Here is a 26,257-nt window from a genome sequence, read left to right on the forward strand (position 1 = left end):
GATAAGAAAACCATGACCTTCTCACTGCCCTCGCGCCCGACACTGATCGCGGTTTCGCTGTTCGCCTGGTTCAGTCAGGTGCCGCTCGCCCACGCGCTGCCGGTTCTCGGCGCTTCGTCCGCGGCCAGCAGCAACGGCAGCACCGCCACACCCCTGGAATCGGTGTCGCCGGAATACCGCAACAGCAACAGCTACATCTGGTCGGGCGACAACAACTCGGCCAACGGCTACGCCTTCTCGTCCGCGACCGGCGCCTATGCCGTGTCCTCCTCGGCCTACGGCTACAACGGCAGTGCCAGCGCGATGGCCAGCATCCTCGCCACCGTCACCAACGCCTCGAACGTGGCGCAGAACTTCAGCCTGACGTTCAAGATCTACGGCGGTTCGATCAGTGCAACGAACTACTACGCGCTGGATGCGGACGAATACCTCAGCGCGGACTACCTCGCGTCGATCAAGATCGACGGCAATCAGGTCTGGTACTCGTCGGGCAGCATCCAGAACAACGGCGGCGTCATCACGCACGACAAGGCGGGCACCGACCTGAACAGCAACGACGACGGCAGCGACGGCTATTACAGCTGGGGAAGCCGTTACGTCACCATCGACCTCGGCGTGCTCGACCCGAACGAGTCGCTCGACGTGCTGGCCGAGCTGTCGGACAGCGCCGCCAGCAACCTCGGCGTCTATGCCTACGACTGTGGCGGCGGTTACGAAGGTTACGGCGGCTACGGCGGGTATGGCGGCTATGGCCCGGTGCTGCAGAGCACCTCGGTGTGCACGCAGAGCAAGGGCAATGCCTCGGCCTTCTACGGCGATCCGTTCGAGGTCGAAGCGAATCCGGTCAACGCCGACCCGAACAGCCTGCGCGTCACCACGCGCGCCGTGCCTGAGCCGGGCAGCCTCGCCCTGCTGGCGCTCGCCGCGGGCGCGGCCGGCGTCGCACGACGACGGAAGAAGCGCGACTGAGTCGCACGTCGGCACCGACAACAAAAAAGCACCGCATGCGGTGCTTTTTTGTTTCCAACGCCCGGAGGCGATCAGCGCTCGACGAAGGCCCGCTCGATCACGTAATCGCCCGGTTCGCCCACCCCCGGAGAGATGACGAAGCCGCGCGCGTCGAGCAGATCGGCGGTGTCCTTGTTCATGCTCGGGCTGCCGCAGATCATCGCGCGGTCGGTTTCCGGATTGAGCGGCGGCAGGCCGAGGTCGTCGGTCATCTTGTTGCTGACGATCAGATCGGTCAGACGGCCGCGGTTGCGGTAGGGCTCGCGCGTCACGCTGGGGTAGTACAGCAGCTTGTCGCGCACGAGCTCGCCGAGGAACTCGTCGTTCGGCAGCTCGTTCTCGATGTAGTCCTGGTAGGCCAGTTCATTCACGTGACGCACGCCGTGGAACAGGATCACCTTGTCGAAGCGCTCGTAGGCTTCCGGGTCGCGGATCAGGCTGAGGAAGGGCGCCAGACCGGTACCGGTGCCGAACAGGTAGAGGTGCTTGCCCGGCTTCAGGTCGTCCAGCACCAGCGTGCCGGTGGGCTTGCGGCCGACCAGGATTTCATCGCCCGGCTGCAGGTGCTGCAGCTTGGAGGTCAGCGGGCCGTCCGGCACCTTGATGCTGAAGAACTCCAGGTGCTCCTCGTAATTGGCACTGGCGATGCTGTAGGCGCGCAGCAGCGGCTTGCCGCCGGTCTCCAGACCGATCATGACGAAATGACCGTTGCGGAAGCGCAGACCGGGGTCGCGCGTGGTCTTGAAGCTGAACAGCGAATCGTTCCAGTGATGGACGCTGAGGACTTTTTCGGGCGCGACGCTGGCCATGGCAGTGATCCGGTTGAAAGGCGATGGTGCATTTATAGCGCCGCAGCGCACCATAACTCAACAAACCAAATAACAATGTTTCGATAACCTGTGGTTATCCCGCTTCCGGTGCGCGACGACAGGACAGATGACGCGCCAGCGTCGCCACCAGTTCCCCGGTCTGGAAGGGCTTGCTGATGAAATCGTCCATGCCGGCGTCGCGGCAGCGGGCGCGGTCCTCATCCAGCGCGTTGGCGGTTATCGCAACGATGGGCACCTGCCACCAGTGCGGATCGGCCAGCGCGCGAATGCGGCGCGTCGCCTCCAGCCCGTCCATCCCCGGCATCTGCATGTCCATCAGCACCAGATCGAAATGGCGCTCGCGGCAGGCCGCCAGTGCCTGCCCGCCGTCGGCCGCCTCGGTGATGCGCACGCCGTAGCGCAACAGCAGGCGGCCGAGCAGCACCTGATTGACCGGCGTGTCCTCGGCGATCAGCACCTCGGCATCGCGCAGCGCCGCTTCGCAGATCGCTTTCGCCACGTCCGGTTGCGCGGCGGCGTCCAGCGTCGCCGCCGCGGGCAGCGGCAGTTCGACGCGGAAGGTACTGCCACGGCCCGGCGCGCTGTCCAGCGTGATCGTGCCGTGCATCAGCGCCACCAGTCGCGACACGATGGACAGGCCGAGCCCGGTGCCGCCGTAGTTGCGCGTGGTCGACGAGTCCGCCTGCGAGAAGGGCATGAACACCAACGCCTGCTTGTCGGACGGGATGCCGATGCCGGTGTCGGCGACCGACAGCGCGATCCGTCCCTCGTCCGCCCTGTCGACGCTCACCGTCACGCCGCCGCGGGTGGTGAACTTCAGCGCGTTCGACACCAGATTGGACAGGATCTGCCGCAGGCGCAGCGGATCGCCGGTGACGATGGCGGGCAGCCCCGGCGCCACCTGCCAGCGCAGCGAAATGTCCTTGCCTGCTGCTTGCGACGAGAAGATGGCCAGTGTTTCGGCGACCAGCGCCTCCAGGCTGAAGTCGACCGCTTCCAGCTGCAATTGGCCGGCGTCGACCTTCGAGTAGTCGAGAATGTCGTTCAGGATGCCCATCAAGCTGTCGGCCGACGATTTCACCCAGCCGAGGTGCTCGCGCTGCTCGTCGCTGAGCGATTCGGACAGCACCATGTCGGTCATGCCGATGATGCCGTTCATCGGCGTGCGGATTTCGTGGCTCATGGTGGCGAGGAAGGCCGCCTTGGCGCGACTGGCCGCCTCGGCCTCGTCGCGCGCGCGGCGCAGTTCGTCGGCCGCCGCCCGCGCCGCCGACACGTCCTCGCTCAGCCACATGCAGCCGATCTCGCGGCCGTCGCCGTCGCGCACGGCGAAGCTGCGCTGCGTCAGCGTGCGGCCATCGGCCAGCAGGATTTCCCGCTCGCCGCGACCGGGGCAGAACACCGGCAGGACGGCGTCGGGCGACAGCCGCGCGGCGCACATCGCTTCGACCACCTGCAGCGGGCAGCCATCCGGCGGGCGGCCGGCATCGAGCGCCCACACCTGCGCCAGCTTGTCGTTCGCGTACAGCACGCGGTTGTCGTGATCGGCCAGCAGCACGCCGATGTCCATCGCGTCGAGCAGCGCTTCGAGCCGGCCGTTCGCCTCGGACGCGATGCGCGCCAGACCGTGCTCCTTCTCGTGCAGCGCCTGCAGCTCGCCGATGCGCTCCCGTATCGCCGCCGACATCGCGTTGAAGGCGCGACCGAGCTGGCCGACCTCGTCCTCGCCCTCGACGACCGGCGCCGGCGTCAGGGCGCCGTGCGCGACCTCCTCCGCCGCATGCGTGAGCCGCAGCAACTGGCGTGTCAGCCACAGACCGAGCCCGGTCAGCAACGCGATCGAAAGCAGCAGCTCGCCGCTGGCAATGCCGACGCCCTGCAGCAGCAACTGGCTGTTGGCGCTGCGCAGCGCCGACATGTCGAGTCCGAAATGCAGCTGACCGAGCGGCTGCCCGGCCAGTGCGACCGGCGTGACAAGGTCATAGATCGGTGGATCGTCCTCCACCGACAGGTCGAAGCGCGCGTCTGCCTGAGGCATCGGTCTGTCGCGCGACCAGCCGCTGTGCGCGACGACATGGCCGCCGCTGTCGCGCAGGATGAGATAGTCGATGCCCTGACTCGACCGGCTTTCGTCCAGCACCGCCTGCATCGTCGCGTAGTCGCCCTGCGCCATCGGCGCCACCAGCGCCGCGTTCAGGATGGGCACGATCTGCTGCGCGTGCCGCTCCGCCTGCTCGGTCATGTGGGTGCGCTGCAGGCGCACGCTGTTGCTCACCAGCAGCGTCAGCATGACCGCCTCGACGACGATGGCCGCGATCAGCAGGCGGCCGCGCACCGAGCGCCGCAGCCGGAAATCGAACAGCCGGCTCACAGTGCGGACTTCTTCAACTGTTCGCGCACCTCGGCGGCGTATGGCGCCATCGCATCGAGTTCGTCAGCGCGCAGCGGACGGTAGCCGTCCAGCTTGTAGCGGGCGAAGTAATCGACGCCGGCCGGCGTTTCGGCGAACGACCACAACGCCGCCTCGATCACGGCCGCGCGTGCCGCCTCGACGTGATTGAGCAGATAGACGCGGCCGACCATGGCCGGACTTTCGGTCAACAGCCGCAGTCGCGCACGCACCTCCGGTGCCAGCCCCTGAAAGTTGGCAAGCGACATCGTGCCGGCGCTGACTTCGCCATTGAGCAGCAGTTGCGCCACGCTGTCGGCGGCGCTGACGTAGCGAACGGTGACGCCGGCCGCACCGTGCTCGTTCATCCAGCGCAGGCCCCACAGCGTCACCAGCGACGACGGACTGAGCCCGGCAACGGCACTTCCGGCCAGATCGCGCGCCGACTTCGCCCGACTGCCCGCAGCGACGGCGACGACCGCATGGAAGGGCGCGCGGTAGGTCAGCAGCGGCCGGTAACGCGCATCAGCGCGCAGCAGTTCGGCCTGATGTCCGGTCGTGATGACCAGCGCGTACTCCTGGTTCAGCGCCCGACGCGCGAACTCGGTGAAGTCCGGCGCGGTGATGATGGCAACAGGCGTGCCGAGCGTCTTCTGCAGATGCTGCCGCAGCGGTTGGTACATTTCGATGATGACGCGCGAACTGGTGTGCGGCGCGACGCCGATGCGGAACAGCGGCGCGTCCTGCGCGACGGCAAGGGCGGGCAAGAGACAGGCGAAAGACAGCAGGAAACGGGTGAAGGCGAGGAACATCCGGGCAGACGAGACGGCAATGGACACCTCGGCGTTAACGGAACGCGCCGCCACCCCTTGAACGGCTGCTGCACCACAACATCCTCACAACACACTGTTTAACAATGATTTTTCCGGAGCGCCGTGGGGACTCGAAGCGCGTTCAGCGGCGCAGCCAGGCCATCAGTCCGCCATAGCAGGCTGCATGCGAAAAGCGCTCCCGGGCGTAGGCGTAGGCGGCGTGCGCGTGGCGCCGGCGCAGCGGCAGATCGTCGAGCAGCGCGCGACAGGCGTCGGCAAAGGCAGCGGCATCGTCGGCCAGCAGGAAGGCCTCGCCCGCGCCGTCTTCCAGGCCGCGCGCGCCTTCGCGCGTGGTGACCAGGGGCAGACCGGCGGCCAGCGCCTCGACCGTCTTGATCTTCAGCCCCGAGCCCCAGCGCACCGGATTGATCGCGACATCGACACCGCTCCACAGCGCCTCGATGTCGGGAACGAAGCCGCGCGCGCGGATGCCCTCCGGCAACGGCTGCGGCAGCAGCGCGGCGATGTGCCCGGCCACCTGCAGCTCGGCACGGTCGGCGGACAGCGCCGGCCATACGTCGTCGATGAACCACTGCAGGCCGTGCCGGTTGGCGATCCACTGGCTGGCCGCGTAACCGACCACGCGCGAATCCGGCCTCACCGGCTGCGCCGGCAGCACCACCGGGTGCGGCACGCACAGCGCACGCTCGCCGAGCACGGCGGCGACGCGGGCATGATCGTCCGGCTGGATCAGCAGCACGCGGTCGTAGTGACGCAGAAAGCCCAGCTCGCGCTCGAAATCCAGCGCCTCCTCGACTGCCACGCCGGCGCGCGCACGCGACGCGGCGTTGTCGCTGACCAGGTCGTGCGTGTCCATCACCAGCCGGATGCCGGCTGGCACCGCCAGCCGCAGGAAATCGAGCTGCAGCCGCGACAGCAACACGCAGTCCGGCGCGATCTGCTGGCACATCGCGCGCAGCCCGCTCACCAGCGCTGCGCGTTCCGGCCTCGCGGTGTCGCCGACCGCGAGGCGGTAGCGATGCCGGCTGCGCTCGACGAAGGGCCGCGTGGCTGCGTCCGGCTGCTCGGGGAAGAACACGGTGAGGTCGCACACCTCGGCCAGCGCATCGATCAGCGCCGCGGTGCGCGCCGCTTCGCCGTTGCCGGGGCGCCAGTAGCGACTGCGGGTGACGAATATCAGTTTCGGTCGGCTCATCGAGGGCGCATCGGGGAAGATGGAAGGACGGAAGGTGAAGGGACGGATAGAATTCCGCTTTTACCCGATTCTGCAGGAGCTTCCATGCCCGCCTACCGTTCCCGTACCTCGACCCACGGCCGCAACATGGCCGGCGCCCGCGCGCTGTGGCGCGCCACTGGCATGAAGGACGGCGATTTCGGCAAGCCCATCATCGCCATCGCGAACAGCTTCACCCAGTTCGTGCCGGGCCACGTGCACCTGAAGGACCTCGGCCAGATGGTCGCCCGCGAAATCGAGAAGGCCGGCGGCGTGGCCAAAGAATTCAACACCATCGCCGTCGACGACGGCATCGCGATGGGCCACGGCGGCATGCTGTATTCGCTGCCGTCGCGCGACCTGATCGCCGACAGCGTCGAATACATGGTGAATGCCCACTGCGCCGACGCACTGGTGTGCATCTCCAACTGCGACAAGATCACCCCGGGCATGCTGATGGCGGCAATGCGCCTGAACATCCCGACCGTGTTCGTGTCGGGCGGCCCGATGGAAGCGGGCAAAGTGAACTGGGGCCAGAAAATCATCGCCGTCGATCTGGTCGATGCGATGGTCAAGGGCGCCGACAGCAACTGCTCGGACGAAGAGGCGGAAGCCTACGAACGCAGCGCCTGTCCGACCTGCGGCTCCTGCTCCGGCATGTTCACCGCCAATTCGATGAACTGCCTGACCGAGGCGCTGGGCCTCAGCCTGCCGGGCAACGGCTCGGTGCTGGCGACGCACGCCGACCGCAAGGCGCTGTTCCTGCGCGCCGGTCAGCTGGCGGTGGAACTGTGCCGCAAGTACTACGAAGGCGACGACGCCTCGGTGCTGCCGCGCTCGATCGCCAGCTTCAAGGCCTTCGAGAACGCGATGACGCTCGACGTGTCGATGGGCGGCTCGACCAATACCGTGCTGCACCTGCTGGCCGCCGCCAAGGAAGCCGGCGTGCATTTCACGATGGCCGACATCGACCGCATCTCGCGCCACGTGCCCTGCCTGTCCAAGGTGGCGCCGGCCAAGTCGGACGTGCATATGGAAGACGTGCACCGCGCCGGCGGCATCATGGCCATCCTCGGCGAACTGGACCGCGCCGGCCTGATCCACCGCGACCTGCCGACCGTGCACAGCGCCACGCTGGGCGAGGCGCTCGACAAGTACGACATCATGCGCACCCAAGACGAGGCCGTCCGCACCTTCTACCGCGCCGCGCCCGGCGGCATCCCGACCCAGGTCGCGTTCTCGCAGGACCGCCGCTACCCGGAGCTGGATCTCGACCGCGAGAACGGCGTCATCCGAAACAAGGAACACGCCTTCAGCCAGGACGGCGGGCTGGCCGTGCTGTACGGCAACATCGCCGAGCGTGGCTGCATCGTGAAGACGGCCGGCGTCGATGATTCCATCCTGAAGTTCTCCGGCACCGCCAAGGTGTTCGAAAGCCAGGACGATGCGGTCGCCGGCATCCTCGGCGACCAGGTCAAGCCGGGCGAAGTGGTGGTGATCCGCTACGAAGGTCCGAAGGGCGGCCCGGGCATGCAGGAAATGCTGTATCCGACCACCTATCTGAAGTCCAAAGGTCTGGGCAAGGCCTGCGCACTGCTGACCGACGGTCGCTTCTCCGGCGGCACCTCCGGCCTGTCCATCGGCCACGCCTCGCCGGAAGCGGCCCAGGGCGGCCTGATCGCGCTGGTCAAGGACGGCGACGTGATCGAGATCGACATCCCGAACCGCACCATCCACCTCGCGGTCGATGACGCCGAACTGGCGCACCGCCGCGAAGCGGAAGAGGATCGCGGCGCCGCCGCGTACACGCCGCATGCGCGCGAGCGCGTCGTGTCGGCTGCGCTGCAGGCCTACGCGCTGATGACCACCAGCGCCGACACCGGCGCCGTGCGCGACCTGAGCCAGCTGCGCCGCTCTTGAGCGCAGGCCCGACGCCGGGCCGCATCGCCGCGCTGACCGCGGCGGCGATGCTGGCCTTCGCCGCCAATTCGGTGCTGAACCGGCTGGCCCTGGCCGACACCGCGATCGACGCCGCCAGCTTCACGCTGGTGCGCATCGCCGCCGGCGCGCTGGTGCTGTGGGCGCTGGTGCGTCGCCAGCAGGATGGTCGACTGGCCGGCGACTGGGCGGGCGCAGCCGCGCTGTTCGTCTATGCCGCCGCCTTCTCCTACGCCTACCGCGAACTGGCCGCCGGCACCGGCGCGCTGCTGCTGTTCGGCACCGTGCAGGTGACGATGATCGGTACCGGTCTGCTGAAAGGCGAACGGCTGCGCGCGCTGCAGACCGTCGGTCTGCTGCTGGCGCTGGCCGGGCTGGGCGTGCTGCTGGCACCCGGCGTCAGAGCGCCGCCGGCCGAAGCCGCCATCCTGATGGCGCTGGCGGGTATTGCCTGGGGCGTCTACTCACTGCGCGGCCGGCGCGCCCGCGCCACGCCGCTGGCGATGACCGCCGGCAACTTCGTGCGCGCGGTGCCGATGGCGATCGGTCTGTCGATGATTGCTGCTGCCGATGCGCGCATCGATGCGCTGGGCTTCGTCTATGCGGCGCTGTCCGGCGCACTGGCGTCCGGCGTCGGCTATGCCATCTGGTACAGCGCGCTGCGCGGTCTCAGCGCAACGCAGGCGGCCAGCGTGCAGCTGTCGGTGCCGGTGATCGCGGCCATCGGTGGCGCCCTGCTGCTGTCCGAAGCGCTGACGCTGCGCCTGCTGCTGGCCTCGGTCGCGACGCTGGGCGGCATCGCGCTGGTGGTGACCACCCGCCGGCGGTGATCTAGCGCGCTGCCACCGCCTGTACGCGCGCGGCATGCACCGCCTGTGCGATCGCCGGGCCGGACGTCTTGCCGGATTCGGCCAGCTGCTTCGCGATGGCGCCGGCATCGACCGATCTGAACGCCTCGGCGGCCGCGCGTACAAGTCCGGCCTGCGGATAACCGCGCTCATCGAAACCCGGGCGGCTGCGTGCATCCGCTTCGCAGGCGAGCAGGATGTCGGCCAGCCGTTCCGGCTTACGCATCACGTCCAGCCGCTCCAGCAGCTTCACCATCGTGTCGGCGCGCAGTTCGGCTGCGCGGTGCACATTGGTGTGTTCCTGCGCCACCAGCCGCGCGATGTCGGCGATATCGACCGGCACGCGCAGGCGCTCGGCCAGCTCGCGCGCCAGCTTCGCGCTGCGCGCCTCGTGCGCGATGTGGCGCGGCCAGTCCTCCTTCGGCGTCGTGCCCTTGCCGAGGTCGTGCGCCACCAGCGCCCACCGTGCCGCCAGCGAAGCGCCGTGCGCGGCGGCCCAGTCCAGGCACTGCATCAGGTGGACGCCGGTATCGATCTCCGGATGGTGCTGCGGCGGCTGCGGCACGCCGAACAGCGCGTCCACCTCCGGCAGCACGGCACGCAGCGCGCCGCACTCGCGCAGCACTTCGATCATGCGCGAGGGCTTGGCCTCCATCAGCCCGCGCGACAGCTCCTGCCACACGCGTTCGGCCACCAGTGCGTCGACCTCGCCGCAATCCACCATGTCGCGCATCAGCGCCATCGTTGCCGGCGCCACCGTGAAGTCGTGGAAGCGCGCGGCGAAGCGGGCCAGCCTGAGTATGCGTACCGGGTCTTCCGCGAAGGCCGCGCTGACGTGGCGCAGCACGCGCGCGGCGATGTCGGCGCGGCCATTGCACGGGTCGATGAGCGTGCCGTCGTCGGCGCGCGCGATCGCGTTGATGGTGAGGTCGCGCCGCTGCAGATCCTGCTCCAGCGTCACCGTGCGGTCGGCGTGGAACACGAAGCCGCGGTAGCCGGGCGCGGTCTTGCGTTCGGTGCGCGCCAGCGCGTGTTCCTCGTGCGTCTGCGGATGCAGGAAGACCGGAAAGTCGCGGCCGACCGGCGTGTAGCCGGCGGCCACCATGTCTTCCGGCGTGGCGCCGACGACCACCCAGTCGCGGTCGCCGGCCGGCAGCCCCATCAGCTCGTCACGGACCGAGCCGCCGACGCGGTAGATCTTCATCTATCTGTGCGCTTTCGAGCGGGCGTGCTCGAAGCGGTCGGTCGGGCGAAAATCGGCCAGGCAGGCGTCGATCTCGCTCTCCAGTGTCAGCGGCACGAAACCGAAAGGCAGCGCGCAGCCGGCGTCGCACACGCTGTCGACCTGCATCGAGCGCAGGTTGTCGCGCGACATCAGAGTCGGCCCCGGCGCCAGCTCCAGCGCCAGCGCCTGCAGCGACGCCAGCGGACCGGGCAGGCCGATGACGCAGCGCTCGGCGCCGATGGCACGGCCGGTCATCTTCACCAGTTCGCGCATCGTGTAGACCTTGGGGCCGCACAGCGCATAGGTCTGACCGACCGCCGTCTCGTCGCCCAGCGCATGCACGATGCAGCGCGCGACGTCGCGCGCCGCGACCGGCTGGTAGCGGGTGTCGGCACCGGCCAGCGGGAACACCGGGAACATCTTCAGCAGACCGGCGAACATCGACAGGAAGCACTTGCCGTCGCCATACACCAGCGACGGACGGAATATCGTCCAGTCCACGCCCCCCGCACGGATGGCCGCCTCACCGGCCGCCTTGGAGCGCAGGTACTCCGACGGCGCCCCCTCGGACGCGCCGAGCGCGCTGACCTGGATGAGCTGCCGCACGCCGGCCGCCTTCGCCGCGGCGGCGATGGCCCTGGGCAGCGCCACGTGCGCACGCTCGAAATCGCGGCCCCAGGGACTGCCGCCGCGCGAGTGCAGGATGCCGACGAAATTGACCACCGCGTCCACGCCGCTCATCAGGCGCGCCAGCACGGCCGGGTCGTGCACGTCGGCCTCGACCACGTCGATCATCGGCAGCAGGATGAGGTGCTTGGCGCGGTCGCGGCGGCGCGTCGGCACGATGACGCGCACGTCGCGGGCGGCAAGCTGGCTGGCGACGTGGCTGCCGATGAAGCCGGCGCCACCAATCAGAAGGACGGTTTTCGGAAACATGGATGCACTCCGGGTCTGTTGTTCGAGACTCTGTTTGTGGATCAGATCGGATCGTCAGGCAGCGCGCCGGGACCGGGCTGTATGGTGCCGAGTCGCTGCTTCAGCCCCACCTCCTTGCGACCGAACACGAGGTTGTACATGACGGCGTTGGCCATCACTTTCTTCACGTAGTCGCGCGTTTCGGTGAACGGAATGGTTTCGGCGTAGATGGCGCCTTCCAGCGGCTTGGCAGCACGCCACTTCTTGGCGCGGCCGGGCCCGGCGTTGTAGCCGGCACTGGCCAGCACCGGATGGTCGTCCAGGCTGTCCAGCACCAGCCGCATATAGCTGGTGCCGAGCAGCAGATTGGTGTCGGTGTCGGCGATCTGCGAGGGCTGGTAGCCGTTCAGACCGATCTTCTTCGCTACCCACTTGGCCGTCGCCGGCATCACCTGCATCAGGCCCTGGGCGCCAGCCGACGACTTCGCGTTCATGATGAAGCGGCTTTCCTGCCGCATCAGGCCATACACCCAGCTCAGATCGAGCGCGCGCGCCTGCACGTGCGGCTCGACTTCGCTACGCATCGGCGCCAGATAGCGCAGCGCGTAGTCGTGCTCGGCCACCGTGCGGTCGGCGCTGGCGATGGCACGGTCCCACAACGACTTCTTCACCGCGAAATGGGCGACCGCCAGCAGTGTGCGGTCGTCCGCCTCGCGGATGGCCCAGTTCCATTCGCGCAGCGCTTCGGTCCGCAGATCGAGCGCAAACAGCTTGAGCGCGCGCTGGATGGCCGGTGTCAGTTCGGCGCGACGGATGTCCTCCGGCGACGGCGCGGCCGCCTGTGGCGGCAGCTGGTAGGGCTGGCCCAGTTCCTCGCGCGCCAGAAGTCCATAGAAGTTCGGCTGGTCGGCAATGCGGCGGTAGTGTTCGCGCGCCTGATCGACGTGACCGGTGGCGCCGCGCGCGCGGCCGCCCCAGTAGATCCATTCCGGCTTCGACGCCAGCGCTTCGGGCATGCGCTCGACAATGTCGCGCAACACCTTCCACTTGCCGTCGCGCATCGCGGCGCGCGCGCACCAGGCGAACACCTCGTCGCCATCCATCGCGTCGTCGGCCGAGCGGCACCATTGCAGCGCCCGCGGGTCGTGCCGCATGGCGCCCTGCCAGCCAAGCTGGCCAAAAGCGTAAGCGCGCTCCTGCGGGCTCAGGCGGGCGGCGATCACTTCAAGGCTGCGCTCCGCCGCGCGCACGTCGTTGCGCGCCATGCGTGCAACGGCCATCAGCGCCAGCTCGCGGCCACGCCGGGTAATCGAGAAATTGGCCGGTTGCCGGACCAGCCAGCGCGCCGGATTGGCGACGATGTCGTCGAGCACCCGGCCCGGCCGTTCGGCCGCCGGCAGCAGATCCAGCACGCTGCTGGCCTGACCTGGCCGCTTCGCCTCCATCTGCCGGCGCGCACGCGCCCACACCTCGTCCTCGCTCAGGCGGCCGGCGTCGAACAGCGCGGCGAACACCGGATTGCAGGCAGAGGGGGCGTCGTCCAGCGTGTCCCACAGCGCGCGCGCCTCATCGACCGCCGCCGCGTCGCCCATCACCATGCCCGCGCGTGCGGCGTGGCAGCGCAGGTCGTTCTCGGGCGACGGATTCTTCTGCGGCAGCTTCGCGTACTCGGTGCGGTAGGCCGCCCACTGTTCGGTCTTCGCCAGCTGGCGCAGCCAGTCGCTGCGCAGGCGTTGCGCAACCACCGTGTCGGCATTGCGTTCGAGGAACACCGCAATGCTGTCCGGCGAAGCGCGGTCGATGTCCATGCGCAGCCGGTAGTAATCGATGTAGGACGCCAGCGGGTGAGACTGCAGGCCGGCAGCGTGGCGTTCGAAGGCCTGGCGGTTGCCAGCGGCAAAGGCGTCGCGCGCGGCGAGGAAGGCCGCGTCGTCATTGGCGTGCGCGGCGGCAGCGACAGTCACGCAGGCGCCGATGAACAGCGTGCGGACGGTGTGAAGCGGGAATCGTGTGGGCATCTGCTAGTGTTTCCGGGTTTGCACGAATGATACCGCCCGCACATGAATGTTCCCGATGATCGCGCACGCCGCAAGGCGCTGCGACTCGAACTGGTCGGCCGCCGCCAGGCCATGGAACCGGCCACCCTCGCGCCGCTGCACGCCGCGCTGAACGAAAGGCTGGAGGCGCTGCTGACCCGTCTGGCGCCGCGCTCGATCGGCTTCACCTGGCCCTATCGTGGCGAATTCGACGCGCTGCCGCTGATGCGTCGCTGGCTGGCCGCCGACCCGGCACGCTGGGCCGCGCTGCCGGTGGTCGGCGAAAAGGGCCAGCCGATGAGCTTCCGCCGCTGGGCGCCGGACAGCGTGATGGCGACCGACCGCTACGGCATTCCCTTTCCGGCAGAAGGCGGGCCGGTGGTACCCGAACTGCTGCTGATTCCGTGCAACGGTTTCGACGCGCGCGGCTACCGGCTGGGCTACGGCGCCGGCCACTACGACCGCACGCTGGCCGCGCTCGAACCGACGCCGCTGGCGGTCGGCGTGGCGATCGAGGACGGTCGCCTCGACGACCTGCAGCCGCAGCCGCACGACCTGCCGATGGACTGGATCGTCACCGAAGCCGACACCTTCCCGTCGCGCCGCTGAGCGGCCGGGCAGCGCGCCGCCGGCCGTCTATGCTGGAAGCAGTCCCGACCTGATCGCGCGCCTGCCTGCAGCGGGGGTGCGTGCCTGCAAGGCCCTGCACGGAGGAGGACGGCATGAAACGCATCTATTTCCTGGTACCCGGCATCGAAACGGCGCGCACCGTGGTGAACGACATGCTGGTCGCGCGCATTCCCGAGAAGCACATCCACATCCTGGCGCGGCGCGGGACGCCGCTGGAGGAGTTGCCGGAGGCGACCATGCTGCAGAAATCGGACTTTTCGCCGGCCGTGCAGCGCGGGCTGGCCATGGGCGGCAGCGTCGGCATACTGGGTGGGCTGATCGGGCTGGCGCTGTCGCCCGGCGCTGCGGTCATCGCCGGCGGAATCCTGCTCGCGTCGGGTCTGGGCGGCGCCGGTGCCGGCGCCTGGGTTGGCGGCATGGTCGGGCTGACCGCAGGCAACACGCACCTGAAGGCCTTCGAAGAGGCGATCGAACAGGGCCAGATGCTGGTCATGCTCGACGTACCGCGCGCACGGGTCGACGAAATCACCGAACGGGTGCGCGCCCTGCATCCGCAGGTGCAGCCGCACGGCGCCGACCCGGACATTCCGGTGTTTCCGTAGGCGAAAAAAAACCGGGCCGCATGGCCCGGTTCGCTGCGTCGTGCGGACGCTTACTTCTCCATCACCTTCTTCAGGTTTTCCAGACCGCTCTTGTACACGCCGGTCACCGCGGTCAGCGCGGCTTCGTCGTCCTCACCCTTCGGGGGGTCGTTGTTCATGTACTTGCGGTAGAAGGCGCCGCGCCATTCGACCACCGAGGTGCCGCCGTCGCCGGCCTTCACCGTGATGTTGGAGCTGTAGTTGGTCACCGGCAGTGCGCCACCATCCTTCGCGCGATAGGAGAACTTCTTGGCCGCCGGGTCGATGGACTCGAGCGTCTCGACCAGTTCGCCGCCGCCCTTGAGCTTCAGCGTACGCACCGAGCCGACGTTGCTGCCGTTGGTGGCGGTGCTGCTCTCGACCGCCGGATGCCAGCCCTGCAGCTGGGTGAAATCGCTCACCTTGGCCCACACCGCATCCGGGCTGGCCTTGATGGTGATGGTTTCGAACGCCTTCTGGCGGGTCGGGCCGTGCGCGTGGGCGAACGATGCCGCCAGCGACGCGGCCAGCATCATGACGAATGCCGATACAAAACGCATGGGTTGAATCTCCTCGTTGTCAGAATGGTTGGGTTGAAAAGTCGGCGACGAAAAAAGGCGGTGAAGATAGCGGCAAGTACGGTGGCGATCAACGTGCCGCCGCAGGCTTGTGCATGAAGCGCCCGAATCCGCGCGGGTTGCGCCCGAGTTCGATGCTGCCCAGCGACTGTCCGGTCCGCGCGTCGTACACGCCGACCAGATCGTCCATCCAGCTCACGACCAGCAGTTTAGTGCCGGCCACCGCGACGCCCTCGGGATAAACGACCGAAGGCCAGGTCGCGATGACGCGCCGTTCAGCGGTGTCAATGACCGACACGCTGTCGCCCTTCTGGTTGGTCACGTAAGCGCGCGCGCCGTCGTCCGAGAAAGCGATGCCGTACGGCGCCTTGCCGACCGGCAGTGTAGCGACCGTGCGTGACTGTGTGAGGTCGACCACCGACACGTCGTCGCTCCACACGTTCAGCGCGTACAGCGTGCGGCCGTCGGCCGACAGTTCGAGCGCGAACGGATGCTTGCCGACGGCAATGACGGCGGTCTGCTTCATCGCGTCGAGGTCGAGCACACCGACCGCATTGTCGTCGCGGTTGGCGACGTAGGCAGTGCGGCTGTCCGGCGACGCGACCAGCCCGGCCGGCGCATTGCCGACCGCGATCTCGCCGAGCGCAGCGTGGCTCGCCGCGTCGAACACCAGCACGCGGTGCGAGAACCAGTCGGCCACCAGCACGCGACGGCCGTCCGGCGTGACGGTGATGCCGACCGGGCTGCGACCGGCCTTCATTTCACCGACCACCGCGCGGCTTGCGAGGTCGATCACCGTGATCGTGGCACTGTCCGGCGCGCTGACGAAAGCCTTGCCGGCCGCCTCGCTGACCCAGACCCCGGCCGGCGACTTGCCAGCTGGCAGCCGGGCGATGATGGTCGAGGCATCGACATCGACCACCGTCACTTCGTGCGAGCCCTGGTTCGTGATGTAGGCCAGCGGCCCGGCCGAAGCACAGGTCGCGGCGGCGCACAGCGCCAGCAGGACAGCGAAGCGCCTCATCCGAGGAAGAGCTTGTATGCCGGATTCGCGGTTTCCTCGCGCCAGGAATAGCCCAGCGTATCGAGGAAGCGCTGCAGCGCCTCGGCATCGCCCGGCGGCACCTGCATGCCGACCAACACGCGGCCGTAGTCGGCGCCGTGGTTGCGGTAGTGGAACAGGCTGATGTTCCAGTCGCGGCTCATCGAGTCGAGGAATTTCATCAGCGCGCCCGGACGTTCCGGGAATTCGAAGCGGAACACCTGTTCGTGGCCGACCGCCGGGCTGCGGCCGCCGACCATGTAGCGCACGTGCAGTTTGGCCATTTCGTCGTCGGTCAGGTCGAGCGCCGGATAGCCGTTGGCATCGAGATGACGCACCAGTTCGGCCGCCTCGTCACGCCCCGACACCTGCACACCGACGAAGGCGTGCGCCTCGCTGGCGTCCTTGTAGCGGTAATTCAGTTCGGTGATGTTGCGCCGGCCGAACAGCGACACCAGCTCGCGGTATGCGCCCGGACGCTCCGGCAGCGTCACCGCCAGCACCGCTTCGCGCGACTCGCCGATCTCGGCGCGTTCGGCAACGAAGCGCAGGCGGTCGAAATTCATGTTGGCACCGCTGGCCACGGCGACCAGGGTCTTGCCCTTGACGTTGTTGCGCGCCGCCCAGGCCTTGGCACCGGCCACTGCCAGCGCGCCGGCCGGCTCCAGAATCGAGCGGGTGTCCTCGAACACGTCCTTGATCGCGGCGCAGATGGCGTCGGTATCGACCAGCACCATTTCGTCGACGTACTGCTGCGCCAGGCGGAAGGTTTCCTCGCCGACCAGCTTGACCGCGGCGCCGTCAGCGAACAGCCCGACGCTGTCCAGCTGTATGCGCTTGCCCGCCTTCAGCGACTGCGCCATCGCGTCGGCGTCCGACGCCTCGACGCCGATGATGCGGGTGTTCGGGCGCAGCCGCTTGATGTAGGCCGCGACACCGGCGATCAGCCCGCCGCCGCCGACGCAGCAGAACACGGCGTCGATCGGCTTTGGATGCTGGCGCAGGATTTCGACGCCTATCGTGCCCTGGCCGGCGATCACGTCCGGATCGTCGAAGGGATGCACGAAGGTGAGGCCCTGTTCGGCTTCCAGCTTGCGTGCGTGGGCGTAGGCCTCGTCGTAGGACTCGCCGGCCAGCACCACCTCGCCGCCGCGCGCCGCGACCGCATCGACCTTGATGCGCGGCGTCGTGGTCGGCATCACGATGACTGCACGGCAGCCCACCTTGGCCGCCGACAGCGCCACGCCCTGGGCGTGGTTGCCGGCCGAGGCGCAGATGACGCCACGCGCCCGCGCCTCGTCCGACAGCTGGGCGATCTTGTTGTAGGCGCCGCGCAGCTTGAACGAGAACACCGGCTGCATGTCCTCGCGCTTGAACAGCACGGTGTTGCCGATGCGCCGCGACAGGTTCGGTGCGGCGTCGAGCGGCGTTTCGACCGCGACGTCGTACACTTGCGCGTTGAGGATTCTTTCGAGGTAGTCGGTTTGCATGATGAGCACACAGCGCAGCCCGCACCGGCGCCGGAATGGCCGATGCGCAAGCCCGCAAGCCTAGCAGCGCGCAGCGGCCGGGAGCAAATCGCGCCCGCCATGGACGCGCGCTGAGCATGGATTTCATGCCCGGCGCCGAAGCCAGCCTGGCCGGGCTGGCGCTGGCCAGCTTCCTGTCGGCCACCGTGCTGCCGGGCGGCTCGGAGGCGGCGCTGCTGGCCGTACTCGCCACCCACCCGGAACAGCGCGACGCGGCGCTGCTGCTGGCCACCGCCGGAAACACGGCTGGCGGCATGGTGAGCTATGCCATGGGCCGCTTCATCCCGCGCAAGGAACTGCCGGGCCGGCTGGCGCTGGTACAGAAGCACGGCACGACGGCGCTGCTGCTGTCCTGGGTGCCGCTGATCGGCGACGCGCTGTGCATCGCCGCCGGCTGGCTGCGCCTGCCGCCGCTGCGCAGCGGCGTCATGATGGCGATCGGCAAGGGCGCACGCTATCTCGCCATTGCCGGACTGATGGCATGAAGACCAGCCATCACGCCACCCACCTCGCCCGCCACCTCGCGCTGCTGTGGGCACTGCTGATCGCCTACGCCAGTCTGCATCCGCTGAGCGACTTCCGCGAGGGGGGCGGCGATCTGCTCGGCTTCCTGAGCGCGCCGTGGCCGCGCTACTGGACGCGTTTCGACGTGATCGCCAATGCGCTCGGCTACCTGCCGCTGGGCTTCCTGCTGGTGCCGGCCGCGTCGCCCTGGTTGCGCCGCGTGCCGGCGCTGTTCGTCGCCTGCCTGCTGGCGACCGGACTGTCCATCGGGCTGGAGGTGCTGCAGCACTATCTGCCGACCCGCGTGCCGTCCAATCTCGACGTGGCTTCGAATGCCCTGGGCGCCGCCTGCGGCGCACTGCTCGGTGCGCGCTGGGGTGGCATGCTGGGCGACGGCGGCGCGCTGGCGCGCTGGCGCGCGCGCCGCATCGTGCGCGGCCACACCGGCGAATTCGCGCTGGTGCTGCTGGTGCTGTGGTGGCTGGCGCAGATCGATCCGGACACGCCCTTGTTCGGTCTCGGCGACCTGCGCTGGGTGTTCGGCCTCGAAGCACCGGTCGATTTCACCGCGCGGCGCTACCGCGCGGTCGAGATCGGTGCCTGCATCTGCGCCATGGTGAGCGTCGGCGTGATCGGCTGGCACAGCATGCGCGCGCGCAGCTTCTGGCTGCTCGGCTCGACTTTCGTCGTCGCGCTGGCGATCAAGGCTGGCTCCGGCGCCGTGCTGGTGCCGGCCGGCGGTGCCTGGCTGTGGGCCACACCGGGCGCGCTGGCCGGGCTGGCGGGCGGCGCCATCGCGCTGCGCGTCGCGCTGTGGCTGCCGGTCACGCTGCGCTTCGGCGCAGCCGCACTGGCCCTGCTGGCCGGCGTGGCGCTGGTGAATCTGGCGCCGGACAACCCCTACCCGTCGGCGGTGTCCGATGCCTGGCGGGCCGGGCACTTTTTCAATTTCAGCGGTCTGACCCGACTGGCGTCCGCGCTGTGGCCGTATTTCGCGCTGCCTTACCTGATGGCGCTGCAACTGCGCGAAAGCCGCGGCCGCCATGCCGCCCACGATCACCGATAATCACGTCTTTGTCCGAACCCGAACCTCGCATGAGCCACTTCAAGCACCACGTATTCTTCTGCTGCAACCAGCGCGCCGAAGGCGAGCAATGCTGTGCCGCGCTGGGCGCCGCCGCGCTGCGCGACTACGCGAAGCAGCGCGTCAAGGCACTGGGCCTGTCCGGCGAAGGCAAGACCCGGGTCAACATGGCCGGCTGTCTGGACCGCTGCGGCGAAGGTCCGGTCATGGTGATCTACCCGGAAGCGGTCTGGTACACCTATGTGGACCGCGAGGACATCGACGAAATCATCGACGAGCACCTGGTGCACGGCCGCGTCGTCGAACGGCTGAAGGTCTGATGAATACGCGCATCCAGTCGGAACGCACGGTGATCGCCGGCCCGGTCGGCGGCATCGAGGTGCTGGCCGAACGCCCTGACCACGCACCGCGCGCACTGGCGCTGATCGGCCACCCGCACCCGCTGTTCGGCGGCACCATGGAAAACAAGGTGGTGGTGACCGTCGCGCGCGCACTGCGCGAACTGGGCTGCGTCACGCTGCGCTCGCAGTTCCGCGGCGTCGGTGCGACCGAAGGCACGCACGACGAGGGCCGCGGCGAGACCGACGACCAGCTGGCCGTGATCGAACACGGTCTGAATGCCTATGGCGACCTGCCGGTCATCGTCGCCGGTTTTTCCTTCGGCGCCTTCGTCGCCACCCGCGTCGCCGACCGGCTGGCCGAGAACGGTCGCCCGGTGGCCGGCATGGTGCTGGTCGGCCTGGCCGCTGGCAGCGTCGAGGGCATACGGCATTACGAGCCGGGCCCGGTGCGCGACGACGCGCTGGTGATCCACGGCGAGCGCGACCAGGTCGTGCCGCTGGCCAATGTGCTGGCCTGGGCGGCGCCGCAGAACCTGCCGGTCGCGGTGCTCGGCGACAGCGGCCACTTCTTCCACGGCAAGTTGCACGTGCTGCGCCTGCTGATAGAACGCTGGTGGCGGGCCACCGCCCCGGCCGGACAATGACCGACGTGCTGCTGGTGCTGACGACGCTGCCGGACGCGGCGACCGCGCAAGGCATCGCGCGCTCGCTGGTCGAGGCCGGACACGCCGCCTGTGTCAGCATCGGCGCGCCGGTCCGGTCCGTCTATACCTGGCAGGGCGCGATCGAGGAGGCGGTCGAGGTGCCGCTGGCGATCAAGACTACCGTCGCCGCCTACGACGCGCTCGAATCCGCGCTGCGTGCGCTGCATCCCTACGAACTGCCCGAAATCATTGCGCTGCCGGTGGACCGCGGTCTGCCGGCCTATCTGCAGTGGGTGGGCGACATGACGACGCATACGGAAAGCCGATGATCCGCACCCTCATTGCCGCGCTGGCCTGGCTGGCGCTGCTGGCCGTAGCACCCGTGCGCGCCGAACCCGAACTGCTGCCGCTGGAACAGGCTTTCCGCCTGTCGGCCCAGGTGGTGGACCGCAATACGGTCGAGGTGCGCTTCGACATCGCCGACGGCTACTACCTGTACCGCGACAAGCTGGGCTTCGCCGCCGAACAGGCGGCGCTCGGCACACCCGACATCCCGCCGGGCAAGATGAAGAAGGACGAAATCTTCGGCGACGTCGAAGTGCATCGCGGCCAGTTGCCGATCCGCCTGCCGCTGAGCGCCAGCGGCGAGACGGTGACGCTGAAGGTGGCGTCGCAAGGCTGCGCCGACGCCGGCGTGTGCTATCCGCCGAGCGAACAGACGGTGCTGCTCGACCCGGCACAGCCCGGCGTACGCGTGTGGCCGGCCGGCCTCGACGGCGACAGCGCAGGCGGCGGACTGCTCGACCGGCTGCGCGGCCGCGCCGCTGCAGCCACCTCGTCGCCGGCAACCGACACTCCGGCGGCGACCGACACGACGGCGACCGGCGCTTCGCAGCCGGACGACGGCTCCTTCGCCGCCGGCCTGCTGCGCGGCGGCAATCTGTGGCTGGTCGCCATCACCTTCTTCGGCTTCGGCCTGGCATTGAGCTTCACGCCCTGCGTGCTGCCCATGGTGCCCATCCTGTCCGGCATCATCGTCGGCCACGGTGCGCACATTTCGCGCGGCCGTGCGTTTGCGCTGTCGCTGGCCTACGTGCTGGGCATGGCGGTGACCTACGCCATCGCCGGGGTGGCGGCCGGACTGTCCGGCACGCTGCTGTCGGCGGCGCTGCAGAACGCCTGGGTGCTGGGCGGCTTCGCGCTGCTGTTCGTCGTGCTCGCGCTGTCGATGTTCGGCTTCTACGAACTGCAACTGCCGACCGCGCTGCAGTCGCGCCTGTCCGACACGGCCAACCACCGGCGTGGCTCCTACGGCGGCATCGTCGCGATGGGCGCGCTGTCGGCGCTCATCGTCGGTCCCTGCGTCGCCGCCCCGCTGGCCGGTGCGCTGCTCTACATCGCGCAGACCGGCGACGCCGCGCTCGGCGGTCTGGCGCTGTTCGCACTGGCGCTGGGCATGGGTGCGCCGCTGATCGCAGTCGGCGTCGCGTCGCGCTCGCTGCTGCCGCACACCGGTCCGTGGATGGAGGGCGTCAAACGCTTCTTCGGCGTGCTGCTGCTGGCGACCGCGATCTGGATTGCACAACCCGTGTTGCCGGCGCTGGTGGTGATGCTGGCCTGGGCGGCGCTGCTGATCGCCAGCAGCATCTATCTGCACGCGCTCGACCCGCTGCCGGCGCACGCCAAGGGTTTGCACAAGCTGTGGAAGGGCGTCGGCGTGATCGCGCTGCTGGCCGGCGCCAGCATCCTGATCGGCGCCGCGGCCGGCTCGCGCGACCCGCTGCAGCCGCTGTCGGTGCTGCGCGGCGGTGCGGCGGCGGCCGAGGCGAAACCGGTGTTCGAACCGGTGCGCAGCGTGGCCGAACTGGACGCCCGTCTCGGAACCGCCACGCGCCCGGTCATGCTCGACTTCTACGCCGACTGGTGCGTCAGCTGCAAGGAAATGGAACGCTTCACCTTCGCCGACCCCAAGGTGGCAACGCGCCTTGCCGGCTTCACGCTGCTGAAGGCCGATGTCACGGCGAACGACGCCGAACATCAGGCGTTGCTGAAACGTTTCGGCCTGTTCGGACCGCCGGGCATCCTGTTCTTCGGCCTCGACGGGCGCGAGATCGACAGCGCGCGCACCGTCGGTTTCGTGCCGGCCGACGCCTTCGCCGCGAGCCTTGATCGCGTAATCGCTGCCAGCAGCGCGCGCTGATCGCGTAAAATCGCGCATCTTTCCGCTGCGCACCCTTCCCCATGTTTTCCGGCATCGTGGCCGCCGTCGGCCGCATCACCCGCATTGATCCGCTCGAACAGGGCGTCCGCCTGACCGTCGATACCGCCGGTCTCGGCCTGGACGACGTCGCGCTCGGCGACTCGATCGCCCACAACGGCGTCTGTCTGACGGTGATCGGCATCGACGGCCGCAACGCGCAGTTCGACGTATCGAAGGAAACGCTGAACTGCACCGCCGGCCTCGACGCGCCGGGCGAGGTGAACCTGGAAAAGGCGTTGCGCCTGTCCGACCGGCTGGGTGGCCATCTGGTCAGCGGCCACGTCGACGGCGTCGGCTCGGTACGCAGCTTCGAACGCGTCGGCGAATCGCACGAGCTGGTCATCGTCGCGCCCAAGCCGCTGGCCCGCTACATCGCGCGCAAGGGCTCGATCACGGTACAGGGCGTCAGCCTCACCGTGAATCGCGTGGCCGACGTCGAGGATGGCTGCGAATTTTCGATCAACCTGATTCCGCACACGGTACAGGTCACCACGCTCGGCAGCCTGAAAGCAGGCAGCCGGGTCAATCTTGAAATCGACCTCATCGCCCGCTACGCGGAGCGCATGATGGCTGCAGAGGATAAGCAATGAGCGCACTGGCGCCGGTCAAGGACATCATCGCCGACATCAAGGCCGGCCGCATGGTCATCCTTGTTGACGAGGAAGATCGCGAAAACGAGGGCGACGTGGTGCTGGCCGCCGAATTCGTGACGCCCGAGGCGATCAATTTCATGGTGAAGCACTGCCGTGGCCTGGTCTGCCTGACGCTGACCGACGAGCGCTGCCGCCAGCTCGGGCTGGAGCAGATGGTGCGTCACAACCGCACGCCGCACGGCACCGCCTTCACCGCGTCGATCGAAGCGGCCACCGGCGTGACCACCGGCATTTCGGCGCACGACCGCGCGCGCACCATCCAGGTGGCGGTGGCGCGCAACGCGAAGCCCGACGACATCGTGATGCCCGGCCACATCTTTCCGCTGACCGCGCAGAAGGGCGGCGTGCTGATCCGTGCCGGTCATACCGAAGCCGGTTGCGACCTCGCCCAGCTGGCCGGCCTGGAGCCGGCGGCGGTGATCTGCGAAATCCTGAAGGACGACGGCACGATGGCGCGCCTGCCGGACCTGATCGAGTTCGCCAAGGAACACGGCCTGAAGATCGGCGCCATCCGCGACCTGATCGCCTATCGCGCCGCCACCGAAGCACTGGTGCGCGAGGTATCGAAGCGCGAGGTGCGCAACGCCTACGGCCAGTTCACGCTGCACGGCTTCGAGGACACCACGACCGGTGAAATCCACCTGGCGCTGGTGAAGGGCGAGATCGACCCTGAGAGCGAAACGCTGGTGCGCGTACATGAGCCGATTTCGGTGCTCGACTTTGTCGACGCCGACAATCCGCGCCACAGTTTCAGCATCGACCGCGCGATGCAGATCATCAACGACGCCGGCAGCGGCGTCATCGTCATGCTGCGCCGGACCGAAACCGACGCCAGCATGCGCGCGCTGCTGATCGACCCAGCCGACGCGCCGGCGGCGCGCTGGGATGCCCGCACCTTCGGCGTCGGCGCGCAGATCCTGCGTACGCTGAACGTGCGCAAGATGCGGCTGCTCGCCAGCCCGCGCAAGATTCCGAGCATGGCCGGCTTCGACCTCGAACTGACCGGCTACCTGCAGCACTGAGATGTTGGCCCCCACGCTCACTCCGTTCGCTGCCCCCCGAGGGGGCTGCGCCCATCCTTGGGGCGGCCCGGCGGATGGCGCGGCGCCCTCATCCAGCGCAATGAACAACTGACACGGACATCGACATGCCCCGCTTCAACGACATCCCCGAAATCGAGGAAAACCTCGACGGCAAAGGCCTGCGCGTCGCCATCGCGATGGCCCGCTTCAACCCGGACATCGGCAACGGCCTGCTGTCGGCCTGCTGCGCCGAACTGCGCAAGCTGGGCGTCGCACCGTCCGACACGCTGATCGTCACCGTACCCGGCGCGCTCGAACTGCCGCTGACGCTGCAGCGCCTGGCGCTGTCCGGCAAGTACGACGCGCTGGTCGCGCTCGGCGCGGTCATCCGCGGCGAGACCTACCATTTCGAGATCGTGTCGAACGAAATGGCGCGCGGCGTGGCCGACATCCAGCTGAAGACCGGCGTGCCGATCGCCAATGGCGTGCTGACCACCGAAGACGATGACCAGGCCATCGCCCGCATGCACGAGAAGGGCGCCGACTGCGGTCGCGCCGCGGTCGAAATGGCGCGTCTGCTCGCCAAACTGACGGATTGAACATGGACGCCAAGCCCGAAGCCCCGCGCAAATCCAGCCGCCGCCTCGCCCGTGAATACGCGGTGCAGGGCATCTACCAGTCGCTGCTGTCGGGCAACGAGGCGCCGGACATCATCGCCCACTTGAGCGAAGACGCCGGCTTCTCCAAGGTCGACCACAAGCTGTTCCGCACGCTGCTGCGCGGCGCGCTCGACAATGCCGAGGCGCTGCGTGCGCAGTTCGGCACCCACCTCGACCGCAAGGTGGAGGAACTGTCGCCGGTCGAACACGCCATCCTGCTGGTGGCCACCTTCGAACTGGCCAACATGATCGAGACGCCCTACCGCGTCGTGATCAACGAGGCGATCGAGCTGACCAAGGAATTCGGCGGCGCCGACGGCCACAAGTTCGTCAACGGCGTGCTCGACAAGCTGGCGCCGCAGCTGCGCGCGGTCGAGGTCGAGGCGGCACGCAACCGTCCGCGCGGCTGAGCGCCGTTCGCACGCTGCATATATATATGCGCACGGCGTGCATGGCACTTGCTGCATGAGTACCGACGCCGGATGACGCCCGAGTTCGACCTGATCCGCCGCCACTTCGTGCGGCCGATGCGCGCGGCCGCGCTCGGCCCGGGCGACGACTGTGCGCTGGTCGCACCGTCGCCCGGCCACGAACTGGCCATCACCAGCGACATGCTGGTCGCCGGCACCCACTTCCTGCCGGACACCGACCCGCGGCGCCTCGGCTGGAAAGCGCTGGCGGTGAATCTGTCCGACGTCGCCGCGATGGGCGCCGTGCCGCGCTGGGTCACGCTGGCGCTGTCGCTGCCGCAGGTCGATCACGACTGGCTGGCCGCCTTTGCCGCCGGCTTCTTCGACTGTGCCGATACCTTCGGCGTGGATCTGATCGGCGGTGACACGACGCGCGGCCCGCTCAATCTGTGCGTGACCGCCTTCGGCGAGGTCGCCGCCGGCCGCGCGATACGTCGTGGCGGCGCCCGCGCCGGCGACGGCATCTGGGTGTCCGGCCAGCCCGGCCGCGCCGCGCTCGGCCTGGCTGACCTGCAGGGCAAGGTCCGGCTGCACGGCAGCGCACACGACGACTGCATCGCGGCGCTGGAACAGCCGCAGCCGCGCGTCGCGCTCGGCGCCGCGCTGCAGGGCTTGGCAAGCGCGATGATTGATGTGTCCGACGGTCTGCTGGCCGATCTGGGCCATATCGCCAGCGCCAGCGGTCTGGGCGCCGTGGTCGATGACGCGGCGCTGCCCTGGGCGGGACTGCACGCCGCCTGCGCTGACACCACCGCAGTCCGCGACGCACTGCTGGCCGGCGGCGACGATTACGAACTGCTGTTCTGCGCACCGCGCGAAGCCGATGACGCGCTCGCCGCGCTGTCGGCCCGGCTGGCACTGCCCCTCACCCGCATCGGCGCGATGCAGTCCGGCGACGGCGTGCGCCTGGTCGATGCCGCCGGCGCGGAACTGCCGGTCGGCCGCCGCGGTTACGATCATTTCGCCTGAATCATGAAAACCAGAGC

26 protein-coding genes are annotated in these 26,257 nt (G+C 68.7%); 16 read left to right on the forward strand and 10 right to left on the reverse strand.

What is annotated here, in order from left to right; translation table 11 throughout:
- Nucleotides 1-12 precede the first annotated feature (12 nt).
- On the forward strand, nt 13-969 hold the full coding sequence (locus METFAM1_RS0112110; protein ID WP_019915542.1) for a PEP-CTERM sorting domain-containing protein: 957 nt from the start codon (nt 13-15) through the stop codon (nt 967-969).
- 71 nt (nt 970-1,040) lie between these two features.
- On the opposite strand, the gene METFAM1_RS0112115 is transcribed toward METFAM1_RS0112110, so the two are convergent.
- The 4 genes from METFAM1_RS0112115 to METFAM1_RS0112130 form a co-directional block, all read right to left on the reverse strand.
- On the reverse strand, nt 1,041-1,817 hold the full coding sequence (locus tag METFAM1_RS0112115; RefSeq protein WP_019915543.1) for a ferredoxin--NADP reductase: 777 nt from the start codon (nt 1,815-1,817) through the stop codon (nt 1,041-1,043).
- A 94-nt stretch (nt 1,818-1,911) separates the two neighbouring features.
- A complete protein-coding gene (locus METFAM1_RS0112120) occupies nt 1,912-4,209 on the reverse strand; it encodes an ATP-binding protein (RefSeq protein ID WP_019915544.1) in 2,298 nt (765 codons plus the stop codon).
- Nucleotides 4,206-5,039 carry a PhnD/SsuA/transferrin family substrate-binding protein gene (locus tag METFAM1_RS0112125; RefSeq protein ID WP_019915545.1) on the reverse strand — a complete coding sequence of 278 codons (834 nt, stop codon included), beginning with the start codon at nt 5,037-5,039 and terminating at the stop codon, nt 4,206-4,208. The genes METFAM1_RS0112120 and METFAM1_RS0112125 overlap by 4 nt, the downstream gene beginning before the upstream one ends.
- 142 nt (nt 5,040-5,181) lie before the next feature.
- Nucleotides 5,182-6,255: a glycosyltransferase gene (locus METFAM1_RS0112130; protein WP_019915546.1), complete on the reverse strand. Its 1,074-nt coding sequence runs from the start codon at nt 6,253-6,255 to the stop codon at nt 5,182-5,184.
- 84 nt (nt 6,256-6,339) lie between these two features.
- Between METFAM1_RS0112130 and ilvD the strand changes: the two genes are divergently transcribed.
- Both ilvD and METFAM1_RS0112140 read left to right on the forward strand, forming a co-directional pair.
- Nucleotides 6,340-8,193, forward strand: a complete 1,854-nt coding sequence (gene ilvD / locus METFAM1_RS0112135) for a dihydroxy-acid dehydratase (RefSeq protein WP_019915547.1) — start codon at nt 6,340-6,342, stop codon at nt 8,191-8,193.
- On the forward strand, nt 8,190-9,041 hold the full coding sequence (locus METFAM1_RS0112140) for a DMT family transporter (protein WP_019915548.1): 852 nt from the start codon (nt 8,190-8,192) through the stop codon (nt 9,039-9,041). Before ilvD ends, METFAM1_RS0112140 begins: the two co-directional genes overlap by 4 nt.
- Before the next feature lies 1 nt (nt 9,042).
- Here METFAM1_RS0112140 and METFAM1_RS0112145 read toward each other — a convergent pair whose 3' ends face one another.
- The 3 genes from METFAM1_RS0112145 to METFAM1_RS0112155 are packed head-to-tail and all read right to left on the reverse strand — an operon-like array spanning nt 9,043 to nt 13,217.
- A complete protein-coding gene (locus tag METFAM1_RS0112145; RefSeq protein WP_019915549.1) occupies nt 9,043-10,263 on the reverse strand; it encodes a multifunctional CCA addition/repair protein in 1,221 nt (406 codons plus the stop codon).
- Complete coding sequence (locus METFAM1_RS0112150; RefSeq protein ID WP_019915550.1) at nt 10,264-11,220, reverse strand: complex I NDUFA9 subunit family protein; 957 nt, start codon at nt 11,218-11,220, stop codon at nt 10,264-10,266.
- A 41-nt stretch (nt 11,221-11,261) separates the two neighbouring features.
- The gene (locus tag METFAM1_RS0112155; protein WP_019915551.1) at nt 11,262-13,217 is read right to left on the reverse strand and encodes a lytic transglycosylase domain-containing protein; all 1,956 of its coding nucleotides are present in this window, start codon (nt 13,215-13,217) and stop codon (nt 11,262-11,264) included.
- Nucleotides 13,218-13,259: 42 nt separating this feature from the next.
- Here METFAM1_RS0112155 and METFAM1_RS0112160 point away from each other — a divergent pair, with 42 nt between their 5' ends.
- Nucleotides 13,260-13,844, forward strand: a complete 585-nt coding sequence (locus METFAM1_RS0112160) for a 5-formyltetrahydrofolate cyclo-ligase (RefSeq protein ID WP_019915552.1) — start codon at nt 13,260-13,262, stop codon at nt 13,842-13,844.
- A 113-nt stretch (nt 13,845-13,957) separates the two neighbouring features.
- Nucleotides 13,958-14,467 (forward strand): hypothetical protein, encoded by a 510-nt coding sequence (locus METFAM1_RS0112165; RefSeq protein WP_019915553.1) that lies wholly within the window; start codon nt 13,958-13,960, stop codon nt 14,465-14,467.
- Nucleotides 14,468-14,517: 50 nt separating this feature from the next.
- Here the strand turns inward: METFAM1_RS0112165 and METFAM1_RS0112170 are convergent, their stop codons facing one another.
- The 3 genes from METFAM1_RS0112170 to ilvA form a co-directional block, all read right to left on the reverse strand.
- Nucleotides 14,518-15,045, reverse strand: a complete 528-nt coding sequence (locus METFAM1_RS0112170) for an SRPBCC family protein (protein ID WP_019915554.1) — start codon at nt 15,043-15,045, stop codon at nt 14,518-14,520.
- Nucleotides 15,046-15,133: 88 nt separating this feature from the next.
- Nucleotides 15,134-16,087, reverse strand: coding sequence for a YVTN family beta-propeller repeat protein (locus METFAM1_RS0112175; RefSeq protein ID WP_019915555.1), 954 nt, complete (start codon nt 16,085-16,087; stop codon nt 15,134-15,136).
- Nucleotides 16,084-17,595, reverse strand: coding sequence for a threonine ammonia-lyase, biosynthetic (gene ilvA / locus METFAM1_RS0112180; RefSeq protein ID WP_027490912.1), 1,512 nt, complete (start codon nt 17,593-17,595; stop codon nt 16,084-16,086). Before ilvA ends, METFAM1_RS0112175 begins: the two co-directional genes overlap by 4 nt.
- 116 nt (nt 17,596-17,711) lie before the next feature.
- Between ilvA and METFAM1_RS0112190 the strand changes: the two genes are divergently transcribed.
- The 11 genes from METFAM1_RS0112190 to thiL all read left to right on the forward strand — a co-directional run bounded on the left by METFAM1_RS0112190 (nt 17,712) and on the right by thiL (nt 26,240).
- Nucleotides 17,712-18,119, forward strand: a complete 408-nt coding sequence (locus tag METFAM1_RS0112190; protein WP_019915558.1) for a YqaA family protein — start codon at nt 17,712-17,714, stop codon at nt 18,117-18,119.
- Nucleotides 18,116-19,204, forward strand: a complete 1,089-nt coding sequence (locus METFAM1_RS0112195; RefSeq protein WP_019915559.1) for a VanZ family protein — start codon at nt 18,116-18,118, stop codon at nt 19,202-19,204. Before METFAM1_RS0112190 ends, METFAM1_RS0112195 begins: the two co-directional genes overlap by 4 nt.
- A 29-nt stretch (nt 19,205-19,233) precedes the next feature.
- Nucleotides 19,234-19,542, forward strand: a complete 309-nt coding sequence (locus METFAM1_RS0112200; RefSeq protein ID WP_019915560.1) for a (2Fe-2S) ferredoxin domain-containing protein — start codon at nt 19,234-19,236, stop codon at nt 19,540-19,542.
- The gene (locus METFAM1_RS0112205; protein WP_019915561.1) at nt 19,542-20,207 is read left to right on the forward strand and encodes an alpha/beta hydrolase; all 666 of its coding nucleotides are present in this window, start codon (nt 19,542-19,544) and stop codon (nt 20,205-20,207) included. Before METFAM1_RS0112200 ends, METFAM1_RS0112205 begins: the two co-directional genes overlap by 1 nt.
- Nucleotides 20,204-20,536: a divalent-cation tolerance protein CutA gene (gene cutA, locus METFAM1_RS0112210; RefSeq protein WP_019915562.1), complete on the forward strand. Its 333-nt coding sequence runs from the start codon at nt 20,204-20,206 to the stop codon at nt 20,534-20,536. The genes METFAM1_RS0112205 and cutA overlap by 4 nt, the downstream gene beginning before the upstream one ends.
- A complete protein-coding gene (gene dsbD, locus METFAM1_RS0112215; protein ID WP_019915563.1) occupies nt 20,533-22,407 on the forward strand; it encodes a protein-disulfide reductase DsbD in 1,875 nt (624 codons plus the stop codon). The genes cutA and dsbD overlap by 4 nt, the downstream gene beginning before the upstream one ends.
- Nucleotides 22,408-22,448: 41 nt before the next feature.
- Nucleotides 22,449-23,057 (forward strand): riboflavin synthase, encoded by a 609-nt coding sequence (locus METFAM1_RS0112220; RefSeq protein ID WP_019915564.1) that lies wholly within the window; start codon nt 22,449-22,451, stop codon nt 23,055-23,057.
- Nucleotides 23,054-24,142: a bifunctional 3,4-dihydroxy-2-butanone-4-phosphate synthase/GTP cyclohydrolase II gene (gene ribBA, locus METFAM1_RS0112225; RefSeq protein ID WP_019915565.1), complete on the forward strand. Its 1,089-nt coding sequence runs from the start codon at nt 23,054-23,056 to the stop codon at nt 24,140-24,142. The genes METFAM1_RS0112220 and ribBA overlap by 4 nt, the downstream gene beginning before the upstream one ends.
- A 125-nt stretch (nt 24,143-24,267) precedes the next feature.
- A complete protein-coding gene (gene ribH, locus METFAM1_RS0112230) occupies nt 24,268-24,741 on the forward strand; it encodes a 6,7-dimethyl-8-ribityllumazine synthase (protein WP_019915566.1) in 474 nt (157 codons plus the stop codon).
- Nucleotides 24,742-24,743: 2 nt separating this feature from the next.
- Nucleotides 24,744-25,211 carry a transcription antitermination factor NusB gene (gene nusB, locus METFAM1_RS0112235; RefSeq protein WP_019915567.1) on the forward strand — a complete coding sequence of 156 codons (468 nt, stop codon included), beginning with the start codon at nt 24,744-24,746 and terminating at the stop codon, nt 25,209-25,211.
- Nucleotides 25,212-25,283: 72 nt separating this feature from the next.
- The gene (gene thiL, locus METFAM1_RS0112240; protein WP_019915569.1) at nt 25,284-26,240 is read left to right on the forward strand and encodes a thiamine-phosphate kinase; all 957 of its coding nucleotides are present in this window, start codon (nt 25,284-25,286) and stop codon (nt 26,238-26,240) included.
- Nucleotides 26,241-26,257: the final 17 nt, after the last annotated feature.

It is taken from the genome of Methyloversatilis discipulorum, assembly GCF_000527135.1.
In the GTDB taxonomy this organism is placed as follows: Bacteria; Pseudomonadota; Gammaproteobacteria; order Burkholderiales; family Rhodocyclaceae; genus Methyloversatilis; species Methyloversatilis discipulorum.

Bases quoted from the DNA above. Each gene is read 5' to 3' on its own strand.
- ribBA (WP_019915565.1), top strand. From the start codon at position 23,054: ATGAGCGCACTGGCGCCGGTCAAGGACATCATCGCCGACATCAAGGCC.
- METFAM1_RS0112145 (WP_019915549.1), bottom strand. From the start codon at position 10,263: ATGAAGATCTACCGCGTCGGCGGCTCGGTCCGTGACGAGCTGATGGGG.
- METFAM1_RS0112160 (WP_019915552.1), top strand. From the start codon at position 13,260: ATGAATGTTCCCGATGATCGCGCACGCCGCAAGGCGCTGCGACTCGAA.
- dsbD (WP_019915563.1), top strand. From the start codon at position 20,533: ATGATCCGCACCCTCATTGCCGCGCTGGCCTGGCTGGCGCTGCTGGCC.
- METFAM1_RS0112125 (WP_019915545.1), bottom strand. From the start codon at position 5,039: ATGTTCCTCGCCTTCACCCGTTTCCTGCTGTCTTTCGCCTGTCTCTTG.
- METFAM1_RS0112220 (WP_019915564.1), top strand. From the start codon at position 22,449: ATGTTTTCCGGCATCGTGGCCGCCGTCGGCCGCATCACCCGCATTGAT.
- METFAM1_RS0112190 (WP_019915558.1), top strand. From the start codon at position 17,712: ATGGATTTCATGCCCGGCGCCGAAGCCAGCCTGGCCGGGCTGGCGCTG.
- ribH (WP_019915566.1), top strand. From the start codon at position 24,268: ATGCCCCGCTTCAACGACATCCCCGAAATCGAGGAAAACCTCGACGGC.
- METFAM1_RS0112130 (WP_019915546.1), bottom strand. From the start codon at position 6,255: ATGAGCCGACCGAAACTGATATTCGTCACCCGCAGTCGCTACTGGCGC.
- cutA (WP_019915562.1), top strand. From the start codon at position 20,204: ATGACCGACGTGCTGCTGGTGCTGACGACGCTGCCGGACGCGGCGACC.
- METFAM1_RS0112155 (WP_019915551.1), bottom strand. From the start codon at position 13,217: ATGCCCACACGATTCCCGCTTCACACCGTCCGCACGCTGTTCATCGGC.
- METFAM1_RS0112165 (WP_019915553.1), top strand. From the start codon at position 13,958: ATGAAACGCATCTATTTCCTGGTACCCGGCATCGAAACGGCGCGCACC.
- METFAM1_RS0112115 (WP_019915543.1), bottom strand. From the start codon at position 1,817: ATGGCCAGCGTCGCGCCCGAAAAAGTCCTCAGCGTCCATCACTGGAAC.
- thiL (WP_019915569.1), top strand. From the start codon at position 25,284: ATGACGCCCGAGTTCGACCTGATCCGCCGCCACTTCGTGCGGCCGATG.
- METFAM1_RS0112170 (WP_019915554.1), bottom strand. From the start codon at position 15,045: ATGCGTTTTGTATCGGCATTCGTCATGATGCTGGCCGCGTCGCTGGCG.
- METFAM1_RS0112110 (WP_019915542.1), top strand. From the start codon at position 13: ATGACCTTCTCACTGCCCTCGCGCCCGACACTGATCGCGGTTTCGCTG.
- METFAM1_RS0112200 (WP_019915560.1), top strand. From the start codon at position 19,234: ATGAGCCACTTCAAGCACCACGTATTCTTCTGCTGCAACCAGCGCGCC.
- ilvD (WP_019915547.1), top strand. From the start codon at position 6,340: ATGCCCGCCTACCGTTCCCGTACCTCGACCCACGGCCGCAACATGGCC.
- METFAM1_RS0112150 (WP_019915550.1), bottom strand. From the start codon at position 11,220: ATGTTTCCGAAAACCGTCCTTCTGATTGGTGGCGCCGGCTTCATCGGC.
- METFAM1_RS0112195 (WP_019915559.1), top strand. From the start codon at position 18,116: ATGAAGACCAGCCATCACGCCACCCACCTCGCCCGCCACCTCGCGCTG.
- nusB (WP_019915567.1), top strand. From the start codon at position 24,744: ATGGACGCCAAGCCCGAAGCCCCGCGCAAATCCAGCCGCCGCCTCGCC.
- ilvA (WP_027490912.1), bottom strand. From the start codon at position 17,595: ATGCAAACCGACTACCTCGAAAGAATCCTCAACGCGCAAGTGTACGAC.
- METFAM1_RS0112205 (WP_019915561.1), top strand. From the start codon at position 19,542: ATGAATACGCGCATCCAGTCGGAACGCACGGTGATCGCCGGCCCGGTC.
- METFAM1_RS0112175 (WP_019915555.1), bottom strand. From the start codon at position 16,087: ATGAGGCGCTTCGCTGTCCTGCTGGCGCTGTGCGCCGCCGCGACCTGT.